At 65.4% G+C, this 23,802-nt stretch carries 16 protein-coding genes; 5 read left to right on the forward strand and 11 right to left on the reverse strand.

Features of this window, described 5'->3' with window-relative positions:
• Window positions 1-6 precede the first annotated feature (6 nt).
• A complete protein-coding gene (locus FBZ90_RS08665) occupies window positions 7-348 on the forward strand; it encodes a cupin domain-containing protein (protein ID WP_145731031.1) in 342 nt (113 codons plus the stop codon).
• 18 nt (window positions 349-366) lie between these two features.
• On the opposite strand, the gene FBZ90_RS08670 is transcribed toward FBZ90_RS08665, so the two are convergent.
• The 11 genes from FBZ90_RS08670 to FBZ90_RS08720 form a co-directional block, all read right to left on the reverse strand.
• Window positions 367-702: a hypothetical protein gene (locus FBZ90_RS08670; protein WP_145731033.1), complete on the reverse strand. Its 336-nt coding sequence runs from the start codon at window positions 700-702 to the stop codon at window positions 367-369.
• Between the two features lie 108 nt (window positions 703-810).
• Entirely contained in the window at window positions 811-1,341 is a 531-nt protein-coding gene (locus tag FBZ90_RS08675) for a hypothetical protein (RefSeq protein WP_145731035.1), read from the reverse strand.
• Entirely contained in the window at window positions 1,338-3,959 is a 2,622-nt protein-coding gene (locus FBZ90_RS08680) for an RHS repeat-associated core domain-containing protein (RefSeq protein WP_186455674.1), read from the reverse strand. Before FBZ90_RS08680 ends, FBZ90_RS08675 begins: the two co-directional genes overlap by 4 nt.
• A 17-nt stretch (window positions 3,960-3,976) precedes the next feature.
• A complete protein-coding gene (locus tag FBZ90_RS08685) occupies window positions 3,977-5,860 on the reverse strand; it encodes a hypothetical protein (RefSeq protein ID WP_186455675.1) in 1,884 nt (627 codons plus the stop codon).
• A gap of 290 nt (window positions 5,861-6,150) precedes the next feature.
• Entirely contained in the window at window positions 6,151-6,393 is a 243-nt protein-coding gene (locus FBZ90_RS08690; protein ID WP_211101952.1) for an RHS repeat domain-containing protein, read from the reverse strand.
• 249 nt (window positions 6,394-6,642) lie between these two features.
• Window positions 6,643-8,802 (reverse strand): putative bifunctional diguanylate cyclase/phosphodiesterase, encoded by a 2,160-nt coding sequence (locus FBZ90_RS08695; protein ID WP_246130240.1) that lies wholly within the window; start codon window positions 8,800-8,802, stop codon window positions 6,643-6,645.
• 265 nt (window positions 8,803-9,067) lie between these two features.
• The gene (locus FBZ90_RS08700) at window positions 9,068-9,631 is read right to left on the reverse strand and encodes a response regulator (RefSeq protein ID WP_186455676.1); all 564 of its coding nucleotides are present in this window, start codon (window positions 9,629-9,631) and stop codon (window positions 9,068-9,070) included.
• Window positions 9,606-11,993 carry a response regulator gene (locus FBZ90_RS08705; RefSeq protein ID WP_145731044.1) on the reverse strand — a complete coding sequence of 796 codons (2,388 nt, stop codon included), beginning with the start codon at window positions 11,991-11,993 and terminating at the stop codon, window positions 9,606-9,608. The genes FBZ90_RS08700 and FBZ90_RS08705 overlap by 26 nt, the downstream gene beginning before the upstream one ends.
• Window positions 11,994-12,757: 764 nt before the next feature.
• A complete protein-coding gene (locus FBZ90_RS08710) occupies window positions 12,758-14,056 on the reverse strand; it encodes a pentapeptide repeat-containing protein (protein ID WP_145731046.1) in 1,299 nt (432 codons plus the stop codon).
• A 159-nt stretch (window positions 14,057-14,215) separates the two neighbouring features.
• Window positions 14,216-16,567, reverse strand: coding sequence for a hybrid sensor histidine kinase/response regulator (locus FBZ90_RS28635; RefSeq protein ID WP_145731048.1), 2,352 nt, complete (start codon window positions 16,565-16,567; stop codon window positions 14,216-14,218).
• 103 nt (window positions 16,568-16,670) lie between these two features.
• Complete coding sequence (locus tag FBZ90_RS08720) at window positions 16,671-19,517, reverse strand: M16 family metallopeptidase (protein ID WP_186455677.1); 2,847 nt, start codon at window positions 19,515-19,517, stop codon at window positions 16,671-16,673.
• Between the two features lie 432 nt (window positions 19,518-19,949).
• On the opposite strand from FBZ90_RS08720, the gene FBZ90_RS08725 reads away from it, so the two are divergent.
• From FBZ90_RS08725 to FBZ90_RS08740, 4 genes are all read left to right on the forward strand, one after another.
• Complete coding sequence (locus FBZ90_RS08725) at window positions 19,950-20,516, forward strand: paraquat-inducible protein A (RefSeq protein ID WP_246130224.1); 567 nt, start codon at window positions 19,950-19,952, stop codon at window positions 20,514-20,516.
• Complete coding sequence (locus tag FBZ90_RS08730) at window positions 20,513-21,253, forward strand: paraquat-inducible protein A (RefSeq protein ID WP_145731054.1); 741 nt, start codon at window positions 20,513-20,515, stop codon at window positions 21,251-21,253. The genes FBZ90_RS08725 and FBZ90_RS08730 overlap by 4 nt, the downstream gene beginning before the upstream one ends.
• 91 nt (window positions 21,254-21,344) lie before the next feature.
• A complete protein-coding gene (locus FBZ90_RS08735) occupies window positions 21,345-22,928 on the forward strand; it encodes a PqiB family protein (RefSeq protein ID WP_246130225.1) in 1,584 nt (527 codons plus the stop codon).
• On the forward strand, window positions 22,925-23,578 hold the full coding sequence (locus tag FBZ90_RS08740) for a PqiC family protein (RefSeq protein ID WP_145731058.1): 654 nt from the start codon (window positions 22,925-22,927) through the stop codon (window positions 23,576-23,578). The genes FBZ90_RS08735 and FBZ90_RS08740 overlap by 4 nt, the downstream gene beginning before the upstream one ends.
• Window positions 23,579-23,802: the final 224 nt, after the last annotated feature.

A 23,802-nucleotide genomic window follows, 5' to 3' on the forward strand; every position in this document is an offset into this window, starting at 1 on the left:
CCCGCGATGCAGACCCCGGCTTGGCTTCTTTCCGCCGCCCCCGCCCTGGCCACCCTGCCCGATGTCCCGACAGGGGAACGGTTCCAGTATTTGCTGGAACACGGCACCATGAAGGTCGGCGTCTACGCCCCGCGCGCGCACGACCCGCAAGGCCCCCATGTCCGTGATGAAATCTACGTGATCATCAGCGGCACCGGCACCTTCGTGAAGAACGGTGAACGCCACCCCTTCCAGCCGCACGACCTGCTGTTCGTGGAAGCCGGCGCCGAGCATCGCTTCGAGGATTTCAGCGACGATTTCGCCACCTGGGTGCTGTTCTGGGGACCGAAAGGTGGGGAGCCCACTTAAGCGCCCCCTCGCGCTCCGTCAATTGCTCTGTAGGTAGATGAAATTGACCATGCAGTTGGTGTTGGTGACGTAGACGGTGACCCCCTTGCCCGACGCCAGGGCCGTCGTCACCAGAGAGTAGACCGCATTGACGCTGTCGGCGTTTTTGGCGTCGGTGCTTTTCGTCGGAACCCAGTTCAACCAAGCCCCGGCAGGGCACGCCCCCACCGCTGTATCGAGCTGGAAGTTAACCTGATCCGGAACATAGCTGGCCTCAATGACCCGCACCTTCCCTGTCGCGACCGCATCGAAGGCAAAGGCGGGGGTGGTGAGACACGCAACTAAAGCGGCAACAACCAATATACTAAATCGCATTTACTGCCCCTGGAATGTTTCGTATCGAGCAACACCTATTATTAGGCCAAATAATAATTTTATTATAAATAACACTCTGGATAGCGGAATATTATTCCGAATAATCAGCTACTCGCAGGCTGCAACTCCCACATTTGTTACGCTATAGAAGGCAAATTTTTCAAAATTTGAAACATTCCCACCCACCTTCCCTAGAGCGTTCGCAAAATTTATCGGCGGATCTAGTCGATTATATATCCCCACGACACCGCGAGAATCGGCATATTGAAAGATATAGTTTGGACGTTCGGGAAACACAATCCACAGGTATTCGTGAAGAACGGCCACGAGAGAGATACGAAATCTCAATCTCTCATTATTGCTGCGATCAAGCCAGTCCTTGCATTTTCTCGGAAAAGAAAAGCCAAAATCACGCCCATCTGAAAAGCAGATCTGGAACTCATCTCCACAGTTGTAAAGTTTACGTATCTTCCCTGCCGAATCTTGCCACATACCCGCTGAGGTAATTACACTCAACGTACGACCGTCAGAAGATCGATATCTGCCCTCGTTGATCAACTCAGCGCCACTCGAACCCGTAAAGAGAAATAGATAAAGCACTACCAATAGCGAAACACTTATCGGCAATCCGATCTTCATTGACACCCCCCCACAACATCACAGCTAAATGGAGCCCCCACACGGTCCGCTACCGCCTTTGCAGCTGAACTTGTTCCCCATTCCCGCGGCCAGCTCACAATAGGTGTTACGGGATATTGTTTTGTTAATGATTGGCCGAAGTGGAACTCGTGAGCTATTTCATGGAAAACAATAGTGCTATGTCCATCGGCTTCCGAAAGCCCACGATAAGTGGCCACTTGACCATAGCGGTCGACAGCTAGCGGCGTGAGACGGCTAAGCCCCTGGAAAGATGAACCACTCCAGACACCGTCTGTGGCACCACCAACACCTCCATTATTTGGGACATCATTTGTGATCTGGAATGACGTGCCATTCCATACCGCCTTTAGTTCTCCACCAGTAACTTCCCCAATGGTCTTTCCATTTTTGTCTTTAACGCTCACCTCTGATTTGTCATTAAGGGCATTTATCTGACGATCGTATTGGTTCAATACTCTTTCCAAGGCCTTACCGGCTTTAATACCATCTTTTCCAGTATTAGAATCAACATTCACCCTGCACGTCCCGTCATCGTAATGATCCTTACAAAGACCCAATGAATCGACATTGTTAACCGGATCATTACCAACATAAGCATAAAGATTGATATTATCCTTATACCCAATGGGGTCCGTCTGCAGGAACCGTCCCAGGGCCGGCGAGTAGGCGCGCGCCTTGTAGTGATAGAGACCGGTCTCTGGATCGTACACCTGCCCCGTGTAGCGGAACAGGCTGCTGGTGTTGGTGGTTCCAGGCTCGCCGTAAGGGCCGTAGCTGTAGGTGTTGGACGGCAGGATTTCGCCGCTGCCCTCCCCCAGCCCGACCACGCTGCCCTGCAAGTCGCGGTAGAACCACTGCTTGGTGGCCATGCCGCCGCCCGTGTAGACCACCAGTGGCTCGTCCACCCCGGGCCCGAAGACATAGCGCCGGGAAAGGTTGCCGCCGCTGTCGTACTCCGCCACCAGGTTCGGGCCGTCATACTGGTAGCTGGTCACAGCACCATTGGCGGTCTTGGCGATGCGATGCCCCTGGGGGTCATAGACATAGCTGGACGACATGCCCGGGCCGCTGCTGGACACCAACCGGTTGACTGCGTCATAGCCATAATTCCAGCCGCCGCCACTGGTCAGGTTGCCGTTGGCATCGTATCCCACGCCCCCGCCATTGACCGTGGTCATCTGGTTCAGGCCGTTGATCTGGTAGGTATTGTTCATGGCCGACAGCGTTGGACGGTAGCCGTCGTTGCTGATGTCGGCGCCGATGATCTGTTTGGCTTGGTTGTAGGTGAAGGTCCAGGTGACGTCCTTCGCCGTCCCTAGGACATCGTGGGTCAAATGGGCGATGGCCGAGTCCGGCGCGTAGTCGTAGCTGGTGGTGGTGCCGTTGCCCAGCGTCACCGTCGTGCGCCGCGACAAGTCGTCATAGCTGTACTGGGCCAGCGTGGCGCCACCGTTCTCACGGATGGTGATGGGTCGGTCCTGCCCGTCATAATCCGTCCACACCGTCACCGAGCCGGGATAGGTCAGGGAGGTCCGGTCGCCGTCGGCATCATAGCCATAGCCCAGCGTACGTCCACCGGCCGTCGTCGAGGTGACCCGACCGGCGTTGTCGTATTGATACGTCACCGTCTGCGCCGACGATGACGCCTGCGTCAGCCGGCCTAGCAAGTCGTAGCTGTTGGTGACGTTGGGCGTGGCACCCTGGCTGGCACACTGCCCCGTCTGCTGATCCAAACCATTGTAGCACGCCGCTGTTTGCCGGTTCAGCGCGTCATAGAGGAAATTGATCTTCAGCTGATCCCGCTTGCGCAGACTGGTCCGGTTGCCGTTCTGATCGTAACCATACTCCTCATAATCCGTCGTCGAGCTTTGCCCGGCTGTACTGGACGATGGAAAGCGCCACTTCGATAGACGGTCGAGCCCATCATAGACGTAGGTCGTCAGGTTGCCATTGGCGTCCCGCTCCGTCTCCTTCATCCCATCGGCGGTATAGGTGTAGGTGGCGTAGTCCTGCTGCACGCTGGTGCCATAGGCCCGCGTCACCACCGTCACGCGGTTCAGGCTGTCATAGGTGTTACGGGTGATGCGGTCCGGCCCGTCGGCCCCGTCGCTGCCATTCACCTGCTTGATGCTGCAGGCGTCGATCTCCTGGCCGAACCAAGCCGCGTTCATGCGTACCGCCGTGCAGGTCAGCCGGTCATACGAATCATAGCTGTACATGGTCAGGTGCTGGATGGCGCCGGCGGCGATCAAAGCGTCCCATGCCTTGGTGCCGTTGGCGTTGTAGGCGGTGTCGACCTCCTGCACCATGGTGAAGTTCGACCAGTTGGCCGGCGCCACCGTCTCCGCCTGCCAGGCGGTCAGGTAGCCCGTTTCCACCTTCGTCAGGTTGCCTTGGGCGTCATAGCTGTTGCGCACGGCGGGGTAGCGCGCCGAGCCATCGGCGCTGGGCTGGATGATCCCCACCACCCGGTTGCCCATGTCATAGCGGTAAGCGGTGGTATAGGCCTGCGCGCTGGCCTGGGCCCGCGCCTGCGGGACGACGGCCAGGCCCAACAGGCCGGCGATGATCGGGAGGGTGCGGGCGATGCGCGTCATGATCGTCATTCCCCCGCTCACGAGCAGCTGCCCAGGCCGGCGCGCGGCTTGGTCTCGCTGATCTTGCGGCTGTACATGTCGTAGGTGTAGCAGGTGCGCAGCGACAGGCCGCCGTCATCCACCACCACGCCGCGCAGCAGCAGGTTGTTGGGGCCGCTGTCCGGCCCGTAGTCATAGGTGGTTCGAATTTCGTCACCAGAATTGGCGCAGCCGTCACCCGACGCCGCCCCCGTCTTGCACACACTGGTGGAGGTCAACACCCAGATGTAGCCGGAATCCGGTAACATGACGCCACTGGCGTTGCGATACCATGCCCGCCGCTGGGCATAGAAGTAACGCGTCTGCGGCCGCACGCCGTTCACCGCCGGGCCGGTCATGGTCCTTATCCCGCCATGCGTCGTGTCGTAATAGGTATAGTCTGTCTGGTTGTTGTTTCCGTCGACGACCGACGTCGGCTTATTGCACGAAACGATGTACCCGCAGGGGCTGGGATAGGTCGCCGACCGCGTGATGGTCGGCGCGCTCGATCCACTGACGGAATAGGGCGTCTCCGTGATGGTCTGGAGATTGCCGCGACTGTCGTAGCCATATCCCGTGACCTTGCCCGAAGGCGTGGTCGCTCTGGAAACATAGTTACGCCAACTGCCCTCATACGCGTACGTGGTTCCGTCATAGAGCGTGACGCTCGAGATGGGGCCCTGCTGATAGACCTGCTCAGTTCCAGGCGTGCCGTTGCCGTTCGCCGTTATCGTGGTGCCCAGGGGAGAAGAAACCGTGTGCTTCCATGACGAGGGGGCTGGATAACTTCCCAGGGACGGGTTGAACGAGTACGTCCACGTCTGGCCGTTCTTGGTCGAACTACTCACCATATCGAAATACTGGGACACTGGTTGCGAGGTCGGATCGGACGGCGTCTTATTCGCGTTCCATTTCGCCCTGCCGAAGCAGTTCTGCAACGTGTCGCCATCGCTCAGCACATTGCATAGGGAGTAATAATACATCGGAGCCGTCGCCTGGGGCGGCTGATAGGAAATCACCCTCGAATAACTATCGAGCTCGAAGACATAATTCCGCGAACCCTGATCAGTGATCGTGAAGATGTAGTGGTGATAGGGATTATAGCTCGTGCCCAGAGAGACGAAATTATCCGATGTGCTTACGGTCTTAATCTGCCATGACAGGGTCGCCGTTGGCCAGGGATTGACCAACGAGCAACTCAGCGCAGCCGGATCGCAAGTTTCGTAGGCGCGGTTGATGGCGGTGACGCTGGATTCGCCGCCATAGGTCGGCGTCGAAGGGTAGGTATATTTCAGCAGATAGCCCGAGTTCGACGCGATCGAGAGGATGGGGCTCTGGCCATTCACATCCGCCGTCGAGAACGCGCCATGGTAATAATAAGTGAGAATCCGGCCGTCCGGGTAAGTGATTTTGGAGATGTTGTTGCTCTGGCACAACGGATTGCCGGAAACGTGGAAGCCCACATAGGAAATCTGGGTGCCGTCGCGCTTGGTCCAGGTGCAGGTGCCGCCACCGTCAGTAAAGCTGGACCCGTCGTTCGAGGCGGGCGCGTAAGCGCCGGTCGAGGTGTTGAGGATGAAGATCGCCCGCTCCTCCCCATGGATGACCTGCAGCGAGGGACCGGGCGATGGCGCCGTGCACTGAAAAACACCACCATAGGTTTGATACCCAGTAGGGGGATTGCAGTTTACGATGTAGCCGTAATTATTGTCGGCAATGGCCCCACCATACTGGAAATACAGCCCCGCGACCGTGGTGGGGGAGAATGCGACGTCGCCGAGCGCGACGGCTTTGATGGAAAAATGGGTCTTGCCCGTCTGCGCGCTGACGAAATTCTCGTCGATGGCGTCGACCTCGGGCGCCTGAAGGGTCAGCGGCGACATTTTTGTCTGAGCGTACGCTGGCGCGGGTGCCCCCCCCCCGCAGAGCATGGCCAGAAGGGCGACGGAAAGCGCTCCGCTCACCCCCCTGCCCCCCATCCGGAACCATGCCATCCGGCCCGTGGACATCCCGTTCACGCGACTGACCTTCCCCATAGTCCAATTCAGCACAGCCGACTCCAACAGTCAGAAATCTTCATTCGTACGGCCCGCCCCCCTGGCATGGCCGTCACCCCCACGGTTCCGCGCGACGGCCGCCGCGCGGGGGAACAGTCCAGGTTTCAAGGAAGGCCTTACGGCACCGGCAGGACGAAACCACCCAACAACGGCAACACGATCACCGCCTGGGGCGCGAAGGTGCCGCCTTTCGTCCCGTTGAAGGAAACAGTCTTCCGGTTGCCCGCAGCATCGTAGGTATATGAAATTGTGGAATTATTCGGATACGTGACCGAGATCACGCGGCCCAGGGCGTCATATTTGTAGGTGACGCCACTGGCCAAAACGGGCCGTGCCCCCAGCCCCACCATTCCGGCCACAACAAGCCCCAAGCACCAACCAAGAGTGAAGTGCCGCCTCATGTCCCCCCACTTGTCTATTTATAACCGTTATTATCCCCCCACCCGCGATTTCCTGGTAACGGGATGGGCAGGTGGGCACGACCCCAAGCCCGTTCAGGGTACTCACCTTAAGATGGTACCGTCAACAATCGTGCCCCTTTTGTTATAAGCAATATTGCCCAGTCTCCCTTGATGACGTTTTCATCGGAGATCTTCCACCACAGCGCTTCAAGCGCTCCGCCCCTCGCGCTCGTCCTCCCGCGCCATCAGCAGCGGGTGCAGGAAGCGCGCTTCCAGCTGGCGGGCGGGCATGGGTTCGGCGATGAAGAAGCCCTGGACGACGGGACAGCCCTCGGCCACCAGCCAGGCCAGCTGCTCCTCCCGCTCAACCCCTTCGGCCACCACCTCCAGGCCCAGGCGCGCCCCCAGGGTCAGGATCATGGCGGCGATGGCGCTGTCGCGCGGCAGGTCCTGCACGAAGGCCCGGTCGATCTTCAGGGTGTCGATGGGCATCTGGCGCAGGTAGGACAGCGACGAAAAGCCGGTACCGAAATCGTCCACGGCGATGCGCACGCCCAGGCGCTTCAGGCGCCACAGCACCTCCAGCGAGCGGGCGCTGTCCACCATGACGCTTTCCGTAACCTCGATCTCGATGCGGTCGGCGGGCACGCCGCTGCGCGCCAGGCAGTCGCGCACGCGCTCGACGAAGCCGGGCGCGATGATCTGCCGGGCGGAGACGTTGACGGCGATGTGGAAGTCGGGCAGCAGCTTGGTCCAGTGCGTGGCCTCGCGCACCGCCTGCTCCAGCACCCAGCTGCCCAGTTCCATGATCAGGCCCGAATCCTCGGCCACGGTCATGAAGGCGCCAGGCTGAACCAACTGGCCGTCATGCTTCCAGCGGACCAGCGCCTCCGCCCCCACCAAGGACTGGTCGGCCGCCCGCACCTTGGGTTGGAAGTAAAGTTCGAAGGAACCGATACTGAGCGCCTGGCGCAAGTTGGCCTCGGTGGTCAGGCGGTTTTCCGCCCGCTCGCTCATGTCGCGGGAGAAGAAGCGGTACTGCCCGCGCCCCGCCGCCTTGGCGGCGTAAAGCGCCGTATCGGCCTGGCGCAGAAGCGTGCTGGCGGTTTCCATCTCACCCGCCGCCGTCCCCTCACCCACCATCGCCACGCCGATGGAGGCGCCGGCATGCAGCAGGTGGCCCCCCTCGACCGCCAACGGCGGCTCCAGCGCCTTCAGCAGCCGCTCCGCCAGGACAGCGGCGTCGACCGCTTCATGGACGTTCTCTGTCACCACCAGAAATTCATCGCCCCCCAGCCGGCCCAGCATGTCGCCCTCGCCCAGGCAGTCGGACAAGCGCGACGCGACCGCCTGCAGCAGCCGGTCGCCGACATCGTGCCCCAGGCTGTCGTTGACATGCTTGAACCGGTCCAGGTCCAGGAAGAACAGGGCGATCCCGCCGCGCCCCCGCGCAGGATGCCCCACCGTCCCCACCAGATCCGATCGCTCCGGGTGGTACAGCCGCCGCTCCCGCCGCCGCAGCGCCTCATCCAGGCGTCGCTGCAGCAGCAGGCGGTTGGGCAGGCCGGTCAGGACATCGTGGGTGGCTAGTTGCTCCATGTCCGACCGGTTGCGGTCCAGCAGACGCAGCACTTCATTGAAGCGCCGGACGAGATAGCCCAGCTCATTCTCGGCCTGGCGCGGAAAATCGGGCAGGCGGGCGGCGCCGGGACGGGAGGGGTCGATGCTGGCGACGGCCAGGCCAACAGCGCGCAACGGCCGGGTCAGGAAGGTGTGCAGCAGCAGGGCCAGCACCACGCCCAGCGCCAGATCGCGCACCAGCCCGCCCAGTACCGTGGTGCGGATGAAGGCGGCATAGTCGGCCGCCGCCCGGCTGGTATCCAACTCCAGCTCCAGCCGCCCGATGATGGGGCCGCCGCGGGAACTGCCGGCCGGACGGTAGAGGAGGCGCTGGGTCTCCGCCAGATCCTTGAAGATGGGGGCGAAATGGGCGCCGGACAGCCAGCCCCGCCACGACAGGGCGCCCCCGTCCACGGGCGGCAGGTCGCGCGCGCCTTCGGCCAGCACCCGGTTGGGCATTTCCACCAGGCGCACCGCCCGCACGCCATCGATGGCCAGCACGGACCGGACCAGCCCCGACGCCAGGTCCGGATCCAGGTTCCAGACCGCGGCGCTGGCCGTATTTTCCACAAGGTCCAGCACGACGCGGCCGGCGTTGGCGAATTTGGCCCGCTCCCGCTCCGCCTGGCCGATGCCCTGGATCAGGGACAGCGCCGCCCCGATCACAACGGCGGACAGCAGGGCCAAGGCCGATTGCCGTACCGCCAGGGAGTGCCAGAAGGCGACGGTCATCTGATGACGTCGCATCACCGCCTGGCGCCGGGCGCGCCGCAACAACCACGCGCACAGCCAACGGGGTACGGGAATACCCAGCAAACGGTGGATCGGGGTCGTGGACGGGGAATAGGTCACGGGAGGCCCACCACCAGCCTCACAGCCGGCATACGCCCAATCGCCCGTTGCCCGCGCGCCACCCTCGCCATGCTCAGTCCCCGTTGCCTCCAAATGCCGGCCTCGATGCCGGTTCGACCGGTGGCGCCGTGCCCTCGGGCACACGCCGCCGCCATCCGACCTAACGTCGCGGCGCCATCACCACTTGAAGCTTTTCCCGCAGGCTGACCAGGGTAACGGGCTTGGCGATGAAGGCGTCCACGCCCAAGTCCCTGGCCTTCAATACCGTTTCCTTGTCCGCCCGATTGGTCAGGAAAACCACCGGAATATGGTGCCCTTGCGTTTCGCGCGACCGAAGATGCTGCAGGAAGGTCAACCCATCCACCGGCGCCATGTCGATGTCGGCGATGATAACGTCCGGCCGACGCTCAAGGGCGACGCTCAACCCTGACGATCCATCCTCCGCCTCCATCACCGCGCCGAAATCCAGCTGCCGCAGAATCCGGACGATGACGCCACGGATAAAGCTTTGGTCCTCGATCACCAGGGCGCTACGGAAATTGAAGGAAATCACACCCATTGCCATCCCCAAACGGCCGCCGGCTTCAAATCCAAACAATCTTATTTTAACGTGGAGTGAATAGCCGCCCCGACGTCCACCGGAACGACAGGCCCGGAATACTAAGTTAGTATAGACAGAAATTTCGGAAGTCGTCTTGTTATAAAGAGGCGATGGTTGACGCAACCTGCTCCAGCGCAATCGGCAGAGCCTTTGCCGCCTGCCGGGCATCCTCCGGATTCCCTTGCAGCAGGGACTCTTCCACTCGATCAGCCGCCTGGGCCAAAATATCAGCCCCGGCGGTCTTGGCCACGCCGGCCAAGGCATGGGTCTGGTGCCGGGCATGGCCGAGATCATCCCGGGCGAATGCCGCGGCGACACCCAGAACCAAGGGGCGGGCGGCGTCCAGGAAGTCGTTCAGGAAAGTGCGTGCCTCGTCATCCAGCGCGCTGAACAATTCCAGCGTGCGCGCCAGATTGAGAACCGGCACCACCCCGGCACCGGCCTCCCCCAATGCCCCTGACTGGGACGGCCCGGACTGGGACGGTACCGCGCCCGACAGGGGGGGCAGCCATTGCGCCAGGCAGCGGTCCAGCCGATCCAGTTCCAGAGGCTTCGCCAGGAACCCGTCCATGCCCGCCGCCAGGCAGCGCTGCGATTCACCGGCCATGGCGTTCGCGGTCAATGCGATGATGGGGGTCCGCAGGCCGGTGCCCGTCTCCGCCTCGCGGATCGCGGCGGTGAGTTCGAACCCGTCCATTTCCGGCATGTTGCAATCGGTCAGGACCAGGCCGAAACGGCCCGAGCGCCACGCCGCCAGGGCCTGGCGGCCGTCTTCGGTGATCTCCGCCGCGATGCCCAACAGGCTCAGCTGCCGGCGTATGACCATCTGGTTGACGGGCTGGTCCTCCGCCACCAGGACCAGCCGGCCTTGAGCGATGGCCACCTCGACCGGGGGCGGTTCCCCCCGCCCCTGGCGCAGGGAGGAGGTGGCGGAACGCGCCGCCATCTCTTGCCCCGCGGCGGAGGCGATGGCGCGAATCAGGGGGACTCGCCGCATCGGCCGCCCGATCTGCACCGTGCCGGACGGCAGGCCCGCCGGCCGGACCGAGTCCGCGGCAGCCACCAGCACCGCCGGCCGGCCATCCGGCAAATCCGGCCAGACATCGCCGGGGCGGGGAATGACCACCGCCACCGTCCACGCCTGCCCCGGCTCCGTCACGCGGCCCCCGGCGGCCTCGATATAGCAGGCGACGGTGTCGCGCAGCGCCGGGGTTTCGGCCACGACCAGCACGTCGATCCCCGACAAGGAGGGCAGGGCCGGCTGCGGCGCCGTGGCGGGCTGCTCCTGGGCGATGGCCAGGTCGATTTCAAACCAGAAGGTCGAGCCCTGCCCCGGCGCGCTTTCCAAACCGATGCGCCCCTGCATCAGGTCGATGAGGCGCCGGCTGATGGACAGGCCCAGGCCGGTACCGCCGAAGCGCCGGCTGGTGGAGCTTTCGGCCTGGGTGAAGGGCTGGAACAACTGCTTCTGCACGTCTTCGGCAATGCCGATGCCGGTATCCTGCACCGCCACCTTCACCCGGCAGCGGCCCGGCTCCGCCCCCGGCAGGCAGCGCATCGACAGGGTGACGCCCCCCTTCTCCGTGAACTTGATGGCATTGCCGGTCAGGTTGTACAGCACCTGGCGCAGGCGCAGGGGGTCACCCATCAGCAGGTCGGGAATGGCGGGGTCGATGTGGACGTGCAGATCCAGAGCACGCTTGCGCGCCTGGGCCGCCAGCATGTCCGCCACCCCTTCCACCAGCGGACCCAGCGCCACCGGATGGCATTCGATGTCCATACGGCCGGCCTCGATCTTCGAGAAATCGAGGATGTCGTCGATGATGCGCAACAGGGTGCCCGCCGCATCCCGGGCGGTGAACAGCATCTCCATCTGTTCATCGTCCAGCCCGGTATGGGACATGAGTTCCAGCATGCCCAGCACCGCATTCATGGGCGTGCGGATTTCATGGCTCATGGTCGCCAGGAAACTCGACTTCAACCGGCTGGCGCTTTGCGCCTCGCGCGCCGTGCGGATGTTGTCGTAGGACCGGAGCGCCGTGATGATGGTGATGAACAGCTTTTCCGAGGTGAGCTCGGTCTTCGCCTTGTAGTCGTTGATGTCGTAATTGACGATGACGTCACGCACCGGCGCCTGGCCGGGCTGGCCCGTGCGCAACACGATGCGCACATCGTGATTGTCGAATTCCTCGCGGATGCGTCGCGCCAGCACCAAGCCGGCGTCATCCGTCTCCATGACGATGTCCAGCAAGGCGACGGCGATGTCTTCGCGCTTGGTCAGGACGGTGGCCGCCTCCGCCGCCGACCGGGCGGTCAGCAAGTCCAGCGGCCGGCCCTTGTAGGTCAGGCGGCTGAGCACCAGCCGGGTCATGATGTGCACCTCCTCATCGTCGTCGACGACAAGGATGGGCCACGGCGGCAGTTCCCGCGCCGGGGTCGCGGGGGCATCCTCAACCAGGAACAGGGAATCGAGGTCGGACGTCATGGCCGACCGTTTTCACGGCGGCGGGCAGTGACGACCTGCTGTCGTTTGTAACCGCTGGTCACAGCCATGGATCGACGCGTCGGCACCTTTATGCCGCTTGATGATAGGGCCCCATATCGATCCGCGAGACGCCGAAGCATGTCGGCATCCGGCAGGCCGGACGAACAGCCAGAAGACAGGACACCGCCCGCGTCCTACCCCCGTGCTCAGGGCACTGTACATGAGCGGCACGCGCCAATCCAGCCACGCACAGACCCGAGGTCGATACGGGTGTGTAACGTCCCAAAGCCGAATCGGCGCCCACAAGGAGTCGAGAGTAAAGCCGTAAGTTACCGGCTGGCGGCGGGACGCCCGCGCCCACGGGGCTTGACGACGGCCTTCGTGGTGCGACGACCCCGCTTAACCGGCTCGGGCGGCGGGGGCGGCGGGGGGGCGACGCAGGCTTCAAGTCCCTGGTACGCCAGTACAATCACCGAGGGCAATGCCTCGACGCTGACAGGGTTTGACCGGGCGTAGGACGTTGCGATCTTGACCGCCAGTTCCCGCAATTCCGGCCTTAGTCGATCGTTCATCTACCGCTCCCACCCGCTTCTCATGGACACTTGGTAGAAAGGACCGTAATCAAAGACGCTTCATTTAGCGCTCTTTCATTCGGTCTATGCGGTTCGGATGAGTATTTCGGACGGTATGTACTGACCAGAGTGCGAATCGGCAGGACTGGGATAGATACCGTGCGGGGGCGGCCGGATGGGGAGCGGGGCGGGTCAACCGGCCCAGGCGGAGGCGGAGGGCGACGGCCGATCCAGGCCCACCGCCCCTTGCAGGTGGACATCGGCGAAGCGGACCCCCGTGGTGTCAGCCTGAGTGAGGTCGGCATCGTTCAGGCTGGCGCCGGTGAAATTCGCATACTGTACTTGGGCACGCCACAGACTGGCCCCGGCAAGGTCGGTGCCGGACAGGTCGGCAGGCCAGGACCGGCCGCTGGGAAGGCCATCAGCATTCAGAATGTCGGCCGGATCCAGCCGCGCATCAGCCAAGTCCGCCGCCACGAGCCGCGCATGCCCCAGTGTCGCGCCGCGCAACACGGCACCGCGCAGGCTGGCCTCCGTCAGGTCGGCGCCCGACAGGTCCACCAATGTCAGGTCGGCACCGGCCAGAAGGGCGCCGCGCAGCCGGGCGCCCCGAAGCATCGCGCCGGCGAGGCGCACGCCCCGCAGATCGGCGCCTTCCAGGTTGGCGCCCTCCAACTCCGCCCGGGCACCGCGGGCACCACCACTGTCGATCCAGCGCTCGTGCTCATGCACCCGGTGACGCATGTCCAGGGCCAGCGAATCGAGCGGCCGCGAAAAGCGGGCATCCTCCAGCAGCGCGCCGCTCAGATCGCACCGATTCAGTTCCACCCCCATGAGGTCAGCCTGGGCGAAACGGGTACCCTGCAGACGTGCACCCGCAAGCTGGGCGCCGCTCAAACGGCTTCCGCTCAGGCTGGCGTCGCTGAGATCGGCGCCCGCCAAATCCACGTCCCGCAGCAGCGAGCCTGTGAAGTCGCCCCCCCGCAGGTCAGCCCCCCGCAGCAAGGCGCCGGTGAGGTCGCAATCCAGCATCGACACCCCGGCCAAACGGCCCCCAACGAGAAGGGCGCGGCCCAGCCGCGCACGCCGGAAGACGACGCCTTGCCCGCTCAAGGCCCCCTGCCCCGCGCCGGCGGGTGGCAACGCGATCAACATATCGCTGGGGCGAAGGTCGGCCCCACGCAAATCCGTCCGGTCCAGCACGGCGCCCCGCAAGTCACATCCGCGCATGTCGGCGGACACCAGGCAGGTTTGGGTCAGGTTGGCATCGGACAGGCCCGCGCCGCAAAGGTCGGCCCCCTCCAGCCGGCAATTGTCCAAGGCGGCACCGGATAAATCGGCACCGGTCAGCAAGGCGCGGGAAAGATCGCGGTTTGACAGGTTGGCGCCACGCAGAACGTGCATTACCAGATTGGCGCGCCGGCCGCCCGGCTTCGCCGCCAGCCAGCGTTCATGATCATCCAGTATCTGGGCCAACTGGGCGCCGAACATGCAACCATCCGCTCGCGGCCTGGTACAAGGACAGGCGGAACGGGGCCCGGCCCCATCCCTGAAAGGCGGGCCGCGCCGCCGGTGGCGAGTATGGGCGCGCGCGGGTTAATGGAAGCTGAAAGCCGGGCCAGAAAAACCGGATAGACCGAAAGGCAGACTTCACCGCAAGGCGTCCAGCGCCTCCAACAGCTGCTCCATACGGTAGGGCTTGGGCAGCAGGCGCATACCTTCCAGCGGCGGCAGATTCTCGGCATATCCGGTTGTCAGCAGGACGGCCAGATCGGGCCGCAGCACCAGGGCCACCTTGGCGAGATCAACCCCATTCATGCCACCTGGCATGACGATATCGGAAAACAGGATGTCGATGGTGTCGCCGTTCTGCAGCAGGGCCAGAGCCTGATCGGCGCGGGACGCCTGGAGCACGGCAAAGCCCCGCTCCGTCAGGCCGGCGGCCACCGTGGCGGACACGGTGGCGTCATCCTCCACCACCAGAACGGTGCGCGTTTCCACCCGGTCGGCGGGGCGCACCTCGACCACGGGCGCGGGTCGACGGGGGGCGTCGGCAGCGCGGGGTAGGAACAGGGTGACGGTGGTGCCCACGCCCGGGACGCTGTCCAGATGAACCGTGCCGCCCGACTGGCGGGCGAAGCCATATACCTGGGACAGGCCCAGGCCGGAGCCCTTGCCCACCTCCTTGGTGGTGAAGAACGGTTCGAAGACATGGGGCAAAACCGCGGGATCGATGCCCGATCCGGTGTCGGTGATGGCCAAGCGCACGAACTGACCCTTCAACCCTTCTTCCGTGTGGTCGGGCGCCAGGGTCACGTTCTCGGCGACGAAGCGCAGGACGCCGCCGTTGGGCATGGCGTCACGCGCGTTCACGGCCACGTTCAGCAGCGCCAGTTCCAACTGGGCGGGGTCGGCCATGGCCGGCCACAGGCTTTGCGGGAGGGCCATTTCCAGCACGATGTCGGCCCTGAGCGCGTGCATCAGCAGTTGACGCATGGTGCGCACCAGGTCGGCCACGTCCACCGGTTCCGGCCGCAGGGCCTGGCGGCGCGCGAAGGCCATGAGCTGGCGGGTCAACCCGGCACCCCGGTCGATGGCCTGCATGCCGGCGCGGATCAGGTCTCGGCTGCGATCGTCCGCCGCCCGGCGCATCAGCATGTCCAGGCAGCCGGACACGGCCTGCAAGAGGTTGTTGAAGTCATGGGCGATGCCGCCGGTCAACCGACCCACGGCTTCCATGCGGTGCGCCTGGAAAAGCGCGGTGTTGGCGCTTTCCGCCTCGGCCACCGCCGCGCGCACCTTCTCCTCCTGCTCCGCGCTGGAGCGGGCCAGGCGCTGGCCGGCGTCGGCCAGGACCTTGGCCACGGCGTCGGCCTCCGCCAGGCCCAGCGTCTCGGTTGGAACCGGCGCGCCCCGGCCCAGGCTGGCGGCCCGCGCGGCCAACTGTTCCACCGGATAGGTGATGCCCCTGGCCAGGCGCAGGGCCAAGCCCATGGCCAAGGCGAACAGGGCCACGGCCCCCGCCATGGCCACCAGCAGGCCGCGCCAAGCCTCACGGCCCAACTCATCGCGGGGTGCCGCCACGGACACGACCAGATCCTGGCTGGGCGTATGACGGAAGGAGATGATGATGGGAACGCCTTCCAGCGACAGGCCGGGCATGCGGCCGGACGTCCTGTTGTTGAACGCCTCGATGAATTCCGGCCGCGCCTTCTGCCCGACATAACGGTCCGGGTCCCGGGTGCGGGCGATGATGCCGCCGGACCGGTCGACGACAGCGCCGATCCAGCCCGCGCGCAGCTGCTGGTCCGTCAGCAGCTGGGTGAATTCCGTCGACGGCATGACCAGCGACAGGACATAGGCGGGGGCGCCGTCCCGATACACCGGTTCATGCAGCGCGATGGCCTGCTGGTTGGTGAGGGTGCTGTTGAACAGGGTGCCGACCCGGCTGTGGCCGCTGTCCAGGGCCGCCCGCAGGTTGGGGCCCAGTTGCCCCCCCGGCAGCGGCGCCCCCGGCGGCAAGGCGGTGTTGATCAACACGCGCCCGTCGATGGCGGACGCCAGCCGGAACCAATAGCCCTTGGGAAGGTCGATCGCCCTGGCCTGGGCCTCCAGGGCGGCGATGTCGCCGGCGGCCATGGCGGGCGACGCGACCAGGGCCCGGAGATAGGCTTGGCTCTGCCCCAACTGCTGGTCCACGGCCAGGGACAGCATATGGGCGGTTTCGTCCAGGTGGCGCTCCGCCACCCGGCGCTCGCGGGTGTAGGCGCCGCCCAGCAGCAGCGCGCCCCCCAACAGCGGCGGCAGCAGCAACGCCACGGCCGCCAGCAGCAGGCGGCCACGGACGCCCAAGGATGACGTGGCCGCGGCACCCGGCTTTCCGGCGGGACGGACACGCAAAAGGGCGGGTGCCGGCATGGCGCGCACCGCCGCCCCTTTTCCCGTCAAATCCTGGCGATCCGCCACGTCATGCCCCCTGGCCAGGGCGGGGCGGCCGGCCACCCTTCCCCGCCCCCGCGTTCCAAGGGGCGTCAAGCTAACGCGCCCGTGCGCGCCTGGCTAGAGGAGGTATCGCCGGTCGCCCGCGCACCCCTTTCGATAAACCTCAGTTCGTCACCTTGGCAAAGTCCCCCGCCCGGAAATAGGAGAGCTTGGCGGGGTCGATACGGGCGCGCAGGGCCTGCGAGATTTGCGCCGGCGTCACCGCCGCCACCTTGGCCTCCATCTCGGCCGACCATGCCATGGTCCGACCCAGGTAGAGGTTGCCCGCCAGCAAGCTGGCCAGGCGCGCGTCCTCGGTGCGGCCCATGCGGAACTGATCCAGGAAACCGCTTTTGGCCTCCGCCAGTTCCTGGTCGGTGACGCCATCGTTGACCAGACGGGTCAGTTCCTCGCCAAACGCCGTCTTGACCTTGGCCACGTTCTGGGGAGCCGCGATGGCCTGGAGGGTCAGGCGGCCGACCTTGTCGATGGCTCCCGCCGACAGGGCGGAACCCGCGCCGTAGGACAGCCCCTCCTTCTGGCGGACCCGATCACCCAGGCGGGAATGCAGGGTGCTGCCCCCCAGGATGCGGTTGGCCATCAGCAGGGCGGGATAGTCGGGATCATCTTCGTTCAGGGCCAAGGGAAGGCCGGCCAGCAGAATGCCGTTGGCCTTGTCCGGGGTCTGGATCACCTGGTCCAGGCCGGCCACCTGGGACGGCGTGTCGGCAATGCGGGTGAAGGTCTGCGGCGCCACGAAACCGCCCAGCGCCGACTGCACCAGTTGCGGCATCGTGGCGGCGTCGAAGTCGCCGACGACGGCCACCTGGGCCGCGCGGGCGCCATAGAAAGCCTGATGGAAGGCCTTAACCTCGTCCAGCTTCAGCGCCTTGATCTTGGCGATCCAGTCGTCGATCGTGTCGATATGGCCCGGATGGTCCGGCTGCGTCGTGTCGAAGGCGCGGCTGAAGGCGTTGCTGGCCAGGGACTGCGGATCAGTGCGCGAGGATTCCAGGTCGGCGATGGTGGCGGCGCGCCACTGTTCGAATTCATCGGCCGGGAAGGACGGCTCCCGCAGCACCTCACCCACCAATGCCAGCACGTCGGCGATATGGGCGCGGTCGGTCCGCACGGCCACGGTGGCCTGCTGGGTGCCGGAGGAAATGGCCAGGTTGGCTTTCAGCTTGTCCAGAAGATCGGAGATCTGCTGGCGGTCATGCTTGGCCGTGCCCTTCAGCAGCATGTTGGCCACGGCCTCGGACGCGGCGTCCTTGCCGGTCAGGCTGGCATCGTCGCCGAAACGCAGGCGGACGACCAGGTTGACCGCCTGTCCCCGGGCCGGCTTGGCCAACAAGGCCAACTTGCCCCCATCCGGCAGATCCAGTCGCTGGGTATGGGCATCGATGTTGGCGGAGCTGGTGTCGAACACCGCATCCGCCACCGCCGCCGCCCGCCCCTTATACCCGTCGACCAGCGTGGCGACGGCCGGGGCGGTGGGAATGTCCACCCGCTCCGGCGTCGCCGTGGGGATGAAGTGGCCGACGGTGCGGTTGGCTTGGCGGAAATAGGTTTCCGCCACCCGCTGAACATCGGCGGTGGTCACGGCCGCGATGCGGTCACGCCCGACGAACAGCAGGCGCCAATCGCCCTGGGCGATGGGATCCGTCAGGCTGAGCGCCACGCCGTTGGGGTTATCCATCAACTGGTCGTAGTTCTTCAGGATGCGGGTCTTGGCGCGGTCCACCTCCTCCTCGGTGATGGGATGGTCGTGGACGCCCTCCACGACCTCGGTCATGACCGACAGCACCTTGGCGGCGTCGCCCCCCTTTGGCACCTCCGCCAGCGTCAGCGCCAAGCCCGGGTCCACATGCTTTTCGGCGGAGGCCGAAACGCCCGTGGCCAGCTTCTGTTCCACCAGCGCCTTGTGCAGGCGTCCGGACGGGGTGTTGCCCAGTACGAACGCCAGGATGGACAGGGCGGCGCTGTCGGGATGGGTGGCCGCCGGAATGTGATAGGCCAGCCCCTCGTACCCCGTGTCCCCCACGCGCCGCAGGGTGACGGACCGCTCACCGTCCTGCGCCGGTTCCACCGTATATTCGCGCGGCAGGGCCTCGTCCGGGTTCTTGAGCGGGCCGAAGGCCGCCTGGACGCTGGCCAGGGCCTTGGCGGGGTCGAACTTGCCGGCGATGACCAGGGTCGCGTTATCCGGCCGGTAATAGCGGTGATAGAAGGCCTGCAGGTGGCCGATGTCCACATTCTCCACATCGGACCGCGCGCCGATGGTGGAATGGCCATAATGGTGCCAGAGATAGGCGGTGGAGTGCATGCGCTCCATCAGGATGCCGACGGGGTTGTTCTCCCGCATCTCCATCTCATTGCGCACCACGGTCATCTCACTGTCGAGATCCTTGCGGGCGATGAAGGAATTGACCATGCGGTCCGCCTCGAGAGCCAACGCCCAGTCCAGGTAATCCTGCCGGGCATCGAAGGTCTCGTAATAATTCGTACGGTCCTCCGCCGTGGTGGCGTTGTTCTGGAAGCCCCGCTTCTGCGTCTCCTGCGGAATGGACTGGTGGCTGGGCGTCCCCTTGAACATCAGATGTTCCAGCAGGTGCGCCATCCCCGTCTCGCCATAGCTTTCCATGCGCGAGCCGACGCGATAGACGACATTGACGGTGACGGTGGACTTGGCCTCGCTGGGGAACAGAACCACGCGCAGGCCGTTCGCCAAGCGGTACTCCGTGATGCCCTCGACGCTGGCCACCTGCACCGGGGCGGGCCCCTTGAACGGCGGGGTGTCCTTGAGCGTCGTGGCCTTGAGCGTCGTGGCCTTGACCGTCTTGGCCGGGACCGGGGCCCCGGACTGTTCCGCGGCATAGGCCGCCGGGGGAAGAAGGACGGGTGCCATCAGCGCCGACAGGGCGCAGCCGGTGGCAAGCGCCGCGGCCAGGAAGGTCTTACCAGAAGTCAACGTCGTCCCTTTCTTTGACACACCATACCGCCGCGCCCTAGCCTGCAGGAGGGGGGCAGCCCCGCCGCAGTGTGCATGAGGCCGCATCGTCTGGGCAGGGAATTAAATGGCGCACCCCACGCCACCCACGCCCCTGGAGGACGTTGGCCACGGGAGAGGCGGCCTAATCGTTGCACGACCGCTAGGTCGACCGGCTTCCTCCGACCGGTCCTGGCGCCCGATGGCCTTCCCCGATGGTGCTATTCAGGAAGCTGGGCTATCGTAAACGCCTGATCCCGCCCACCATATCGGGTAACGCGGCCCCGGCCATGTACCGAGGCCGGACCATCACGACGAACTGGCATCCCTTTGACCGAAACCCTGGTCGCCTGCCCCGAATGCGACGCCCTGCACGAACGGCGCCCTTTGCCACCGGGCACAAAGGCCCGGTGCGTGCGCTGTCAGGCCGTGCTGTACCGCCGCTCCTACCTGGAGGCGGAGCACCAGCTGGCGCTGGTGACGGCCGCCATCGTGGTCTATCTCATCGCCAACTGCTTCCCCATCGTGGATCTGGAAATCCAGGGCCGCAGCAACAGCGCCACGCTGATCGGCAGCGTGCTGTCCCTATGGCAGGAAGGGCGGGAGATCGTGGCCGTATTGGTCTTCGGCACCACCCAATTGTTTCCCTTGGTGGATCTGGGCGCGCTGTTCGCCCTGTTGCTGATGATCCGCCGGGGTCGTCCGGCGGCGGCCTTCGCGCCCATCCTGCGGTTCCTTCAGGCCCTGCGCCCCTGGGGCATGATCGAGGTGTTCATGCTGGGCATTGTCGTGTCGCTGGTGAAGCTGTCCAACATGTCGACGGTGGTGCCCGGCATCGCGCTATGGGCCTTCGGCCTGCTGACCATCCTGATGGCCGCTATCCTATCCCTGGACCTGCGCAGCCTCTGGCAGGCCGGCCAGGGGGTGATCGTCCGGCCGGACGCCCCGCCCGCCCCCGGCCGCTGGACCGCGCATCCATGAGGGGCACGCGACACGGCCGGCACCCGGCACCGGAGCCCGCCGTGACCACGGCGGCGCAGGCCGGCCTGCTGTCCTGCCACCATTGCCACCTGGTCTGCCGCGAGCCCCTCCCCCATGCCGGGCGGAGTGCGGGTCATCTGCGATGCCCCCGGTGCGCCGGACGGCTGCATCGGCGCAAGACGGACAGCCTGTCGCGCACCTGGGCGCTGCTGATCGCCGCCGCCATCCTCTATATCCCCGCCAATGTCTTCCCGGTGATGCAGACATCGACGCTGCTGGGCACCCAGAACGACACCATCCTGTCGGGCATCCTCTATTTCTGGACCAGCGGCTCGCCCGAGCTGGCCGTGCTGATCTTCACCGTCAGCATCCTGGTGCCGCTGTTGAAACTGGCGACATTGAGCACTTTGGCCGTCTCCATCCACCGGGGCGCCCGAAGCCGCGCCGACCAGCGCGCCCGCCTTTACCGCATCGTCGAGTTTGTGGGCCGCTGGTCCATGCTGGACGTGTTCGTCGTCGCCCTGATGGTCGGCCTGGTCCATTTCCAGGGCCTGGCCGTCATCCAGGCCGGGCCGGGGGCGGCCGCCTTCGGCGGCGTGGTGGTGTTGACCATGCTGGCCGCCCACAGCTTCGACCCCCGCATGATCTGGGATCGCGCGCGCCGTGCGCCGGCGAACCGTCAAGAACCAAACCGCCCAGCCTCCGGAATCCGCCATGGCCGACACCCCGCCCCGTAACGACAGGCCCGATGCACCTGCCCCCCCTGGGGCCAGGCCGGGGGCATCCCCGGACAGGGCCATCCATGACCGGGACCTACCGGAACCCGTGGTGGACGCGGGCCGCCGTTGGATTCCGTCCCTTGTCTGGCTGATCCCGGCCATCGCCGCCCTCATCGGCCTGACCCTGGTCGTCAAGACGGTATGGATGAAGGGGCCGAGCATCACCATCAGCTTCCTGACCGCCGATGGCATCGAGCCGGGCAAGACCAAGGTCAAGTTCAAGGATGTGGACATTGGCGAGGTCAAGTCCGTCAGCCTGAACGAAGACCACGCCCGCGTCATGGTGACGGTGGAATTGAGCAAGGAGGCTGGCAACTTCGCGGTCGACGACAGCCGCTTCTGGGTGGTGCGTCCCCGCTTCGCGGAAACCGGCATCTCAGGACTGAACACCCTGCTGTCCGGTTCCTACATCGGCGTCGACGCCGGAAAATCCACCAACCCGCGCAAGGAGTTCACCGGACTGGAGGACCCGCCGGTGGTCGCCTCCGACGTGCCCGGTCAGCGCTATGTCCTGCACACCGACGACATCGGTTCCCTGGCCGCCGGCTCACCGGTTTATTACAAGCGCATCCCCGTGGGGCACGTGGAGCGCTACACGCTGGATGAGGACGGCCGCAACATCACGCTGCACATCTTCATCAAGTCGCCGTACGACCATTTCGTCACCAAGGACAGCAAGTTCTGGCACGCCAGCGGCGTGGACGTGCGCATCGACGGCGCTGGCCTGAAGATCGACACCCAGGCGCTGGCCACCATCCTGATGGGGGGCGTCGCCTTCGAGGATCCGGCCGGCACCTCCCTCACCCCCGCCCCGGCCGGCGACCATTTCTGGCTGGCCGGCAACCACGCCGACGCCCTGAAGGCGCCGGACGGGCCCAGCGTGCCAGTGGTGCTGCATTTCAACCAGTCCATCCGCGGCTTGACCGTGGGGGCGCCGGTGGACTTCCGGGGGGTGGAGCTTGGCAATGTGACGGCCACCGGCATCGATTACGACCCGCAAACGCATGACTTCACCGGCCGCGTCCTGGTCACCCTCTTCCCCGACAGGCTGGCCTCCTTCGAAAAGACGCTGCCGTGGAACGGCGACCGGCACATTCGCACCGCCCGCCTCCGTGACCTGGTGAACCGGGGCCTGCGCGCCCAGCTGCGGACCGGCAGCATCCTGACCGGGCAGCTGTACGTCGCACTCGACTTCATGCCCAAGGCGGCGCCGGTGGCGTTCAATCCCGACGCCGATCCCCTGGAATTGCCGACCGTGCCGGGCGACCTGGAGGAGCTGTACCAGAAGGTGCAGGATATCGTGGCCAAGCTGGACAAGATCCCCTTCGACGCCATCGGCGAAAACGCGCGCAAGGCCTTGGCCAGCGTGGACGGCGCCACGCGGCATATCGACGATCTGGTCCGGCATGCCGACCACGACGTGCTGCCGGAAATCCGCGACAGCCTGCAACAGATGCAGCAGACGCTGGCCGCCACCCAGGCCAGCGTCGCCCCCGACGCCCCGCTGCAACAGGATACCCGCCAAGCCCTGAAGGGCGTGATGGATGCCACCCGCTCGCTGAAGGCGCTGAGCGACAGCCTGGAACGCCACCCGGAATCCCTGGTGCGCGGCCGGAAGGACAAGGACGAATGACCGCGATACCGTTCCCCCGCCCCCTCCCGTCCCTCGTGGCCACTGCCGGGCTGGCCCTGCTGTTGACCGGCTGCGGCGGGTCCACCCCCATCCGCTATCACGCCCTGGCGCCCCAGCCTGGCGAGGCGCCGGTGGCCGGCAGCGCCCGCGTGCTGGTGGAGGTACTGCCCGTGACGGTGCCGGAGCGGCTGAATCGCACCCAGCTGGTGCTGACCGACGCCGGCGGCCGGCTGGACGTGCGCGATGACGACCGCTGGGCCGCCCCGGTGGCGGATGAGATGCGGCTGGCGCTGGCCAACGCCCTATGGCAGCGCCTGCGCGCCACCGACATCTACCAGGCGCCCGTGCTTCCCACCCCCAACGGCCCGCCGCAATATCGCCTGGCCTTGCGCATCGAGCGGTTCGACGCCACGCCGGGGGGCTCCGCCGTGGTGGATGGCAGTTGGACCATGCGGCGCCTGCCGCAAGGCGCGGCCTTCACCTGCCGGGTGGGCTTCACCCTGCCGCTGGCCGCCGCCACCCCCGACGCCGCCGCGACCGCCCTGTCCAGTGGTGCCGCACGGCTGGCGACCGCGGTGGCCGACAGCCTGTCCCGCCTGGACCAGGCGGCGCCGGGCGCATCCCCCGCGCCCTGCCCGGAGGGACCTTGAGCCGGCGTGACACGGCCCGACGGGCAACCCTAACCGCCAGCATAGGCTTCATGGTTCACCAATAGTTAATAGACTGGGCGGAATATTCGGCGTGTTGGCGCCTACTCTTTGCCCTTGTCTTTGGAAGGTTCGCGGCCGCTTTGGTCGCGGTCCAAACAAGGGCTATGGCGCCCCGTCTCGGGGACCGTCCACAGGGCGGTTCCAACCTCGGTGAGGAGCCTAGC

It is taken from the genome of Nitrospirillum pindoramense (assembly GCF_007827955.1).
GTDB lineage: Bacteria > Pseudomonadota > Alphaproteobacteria > Azospirillales > Azospirillaceae > Nitrospirillum > Nitrospirillum amazonense_B.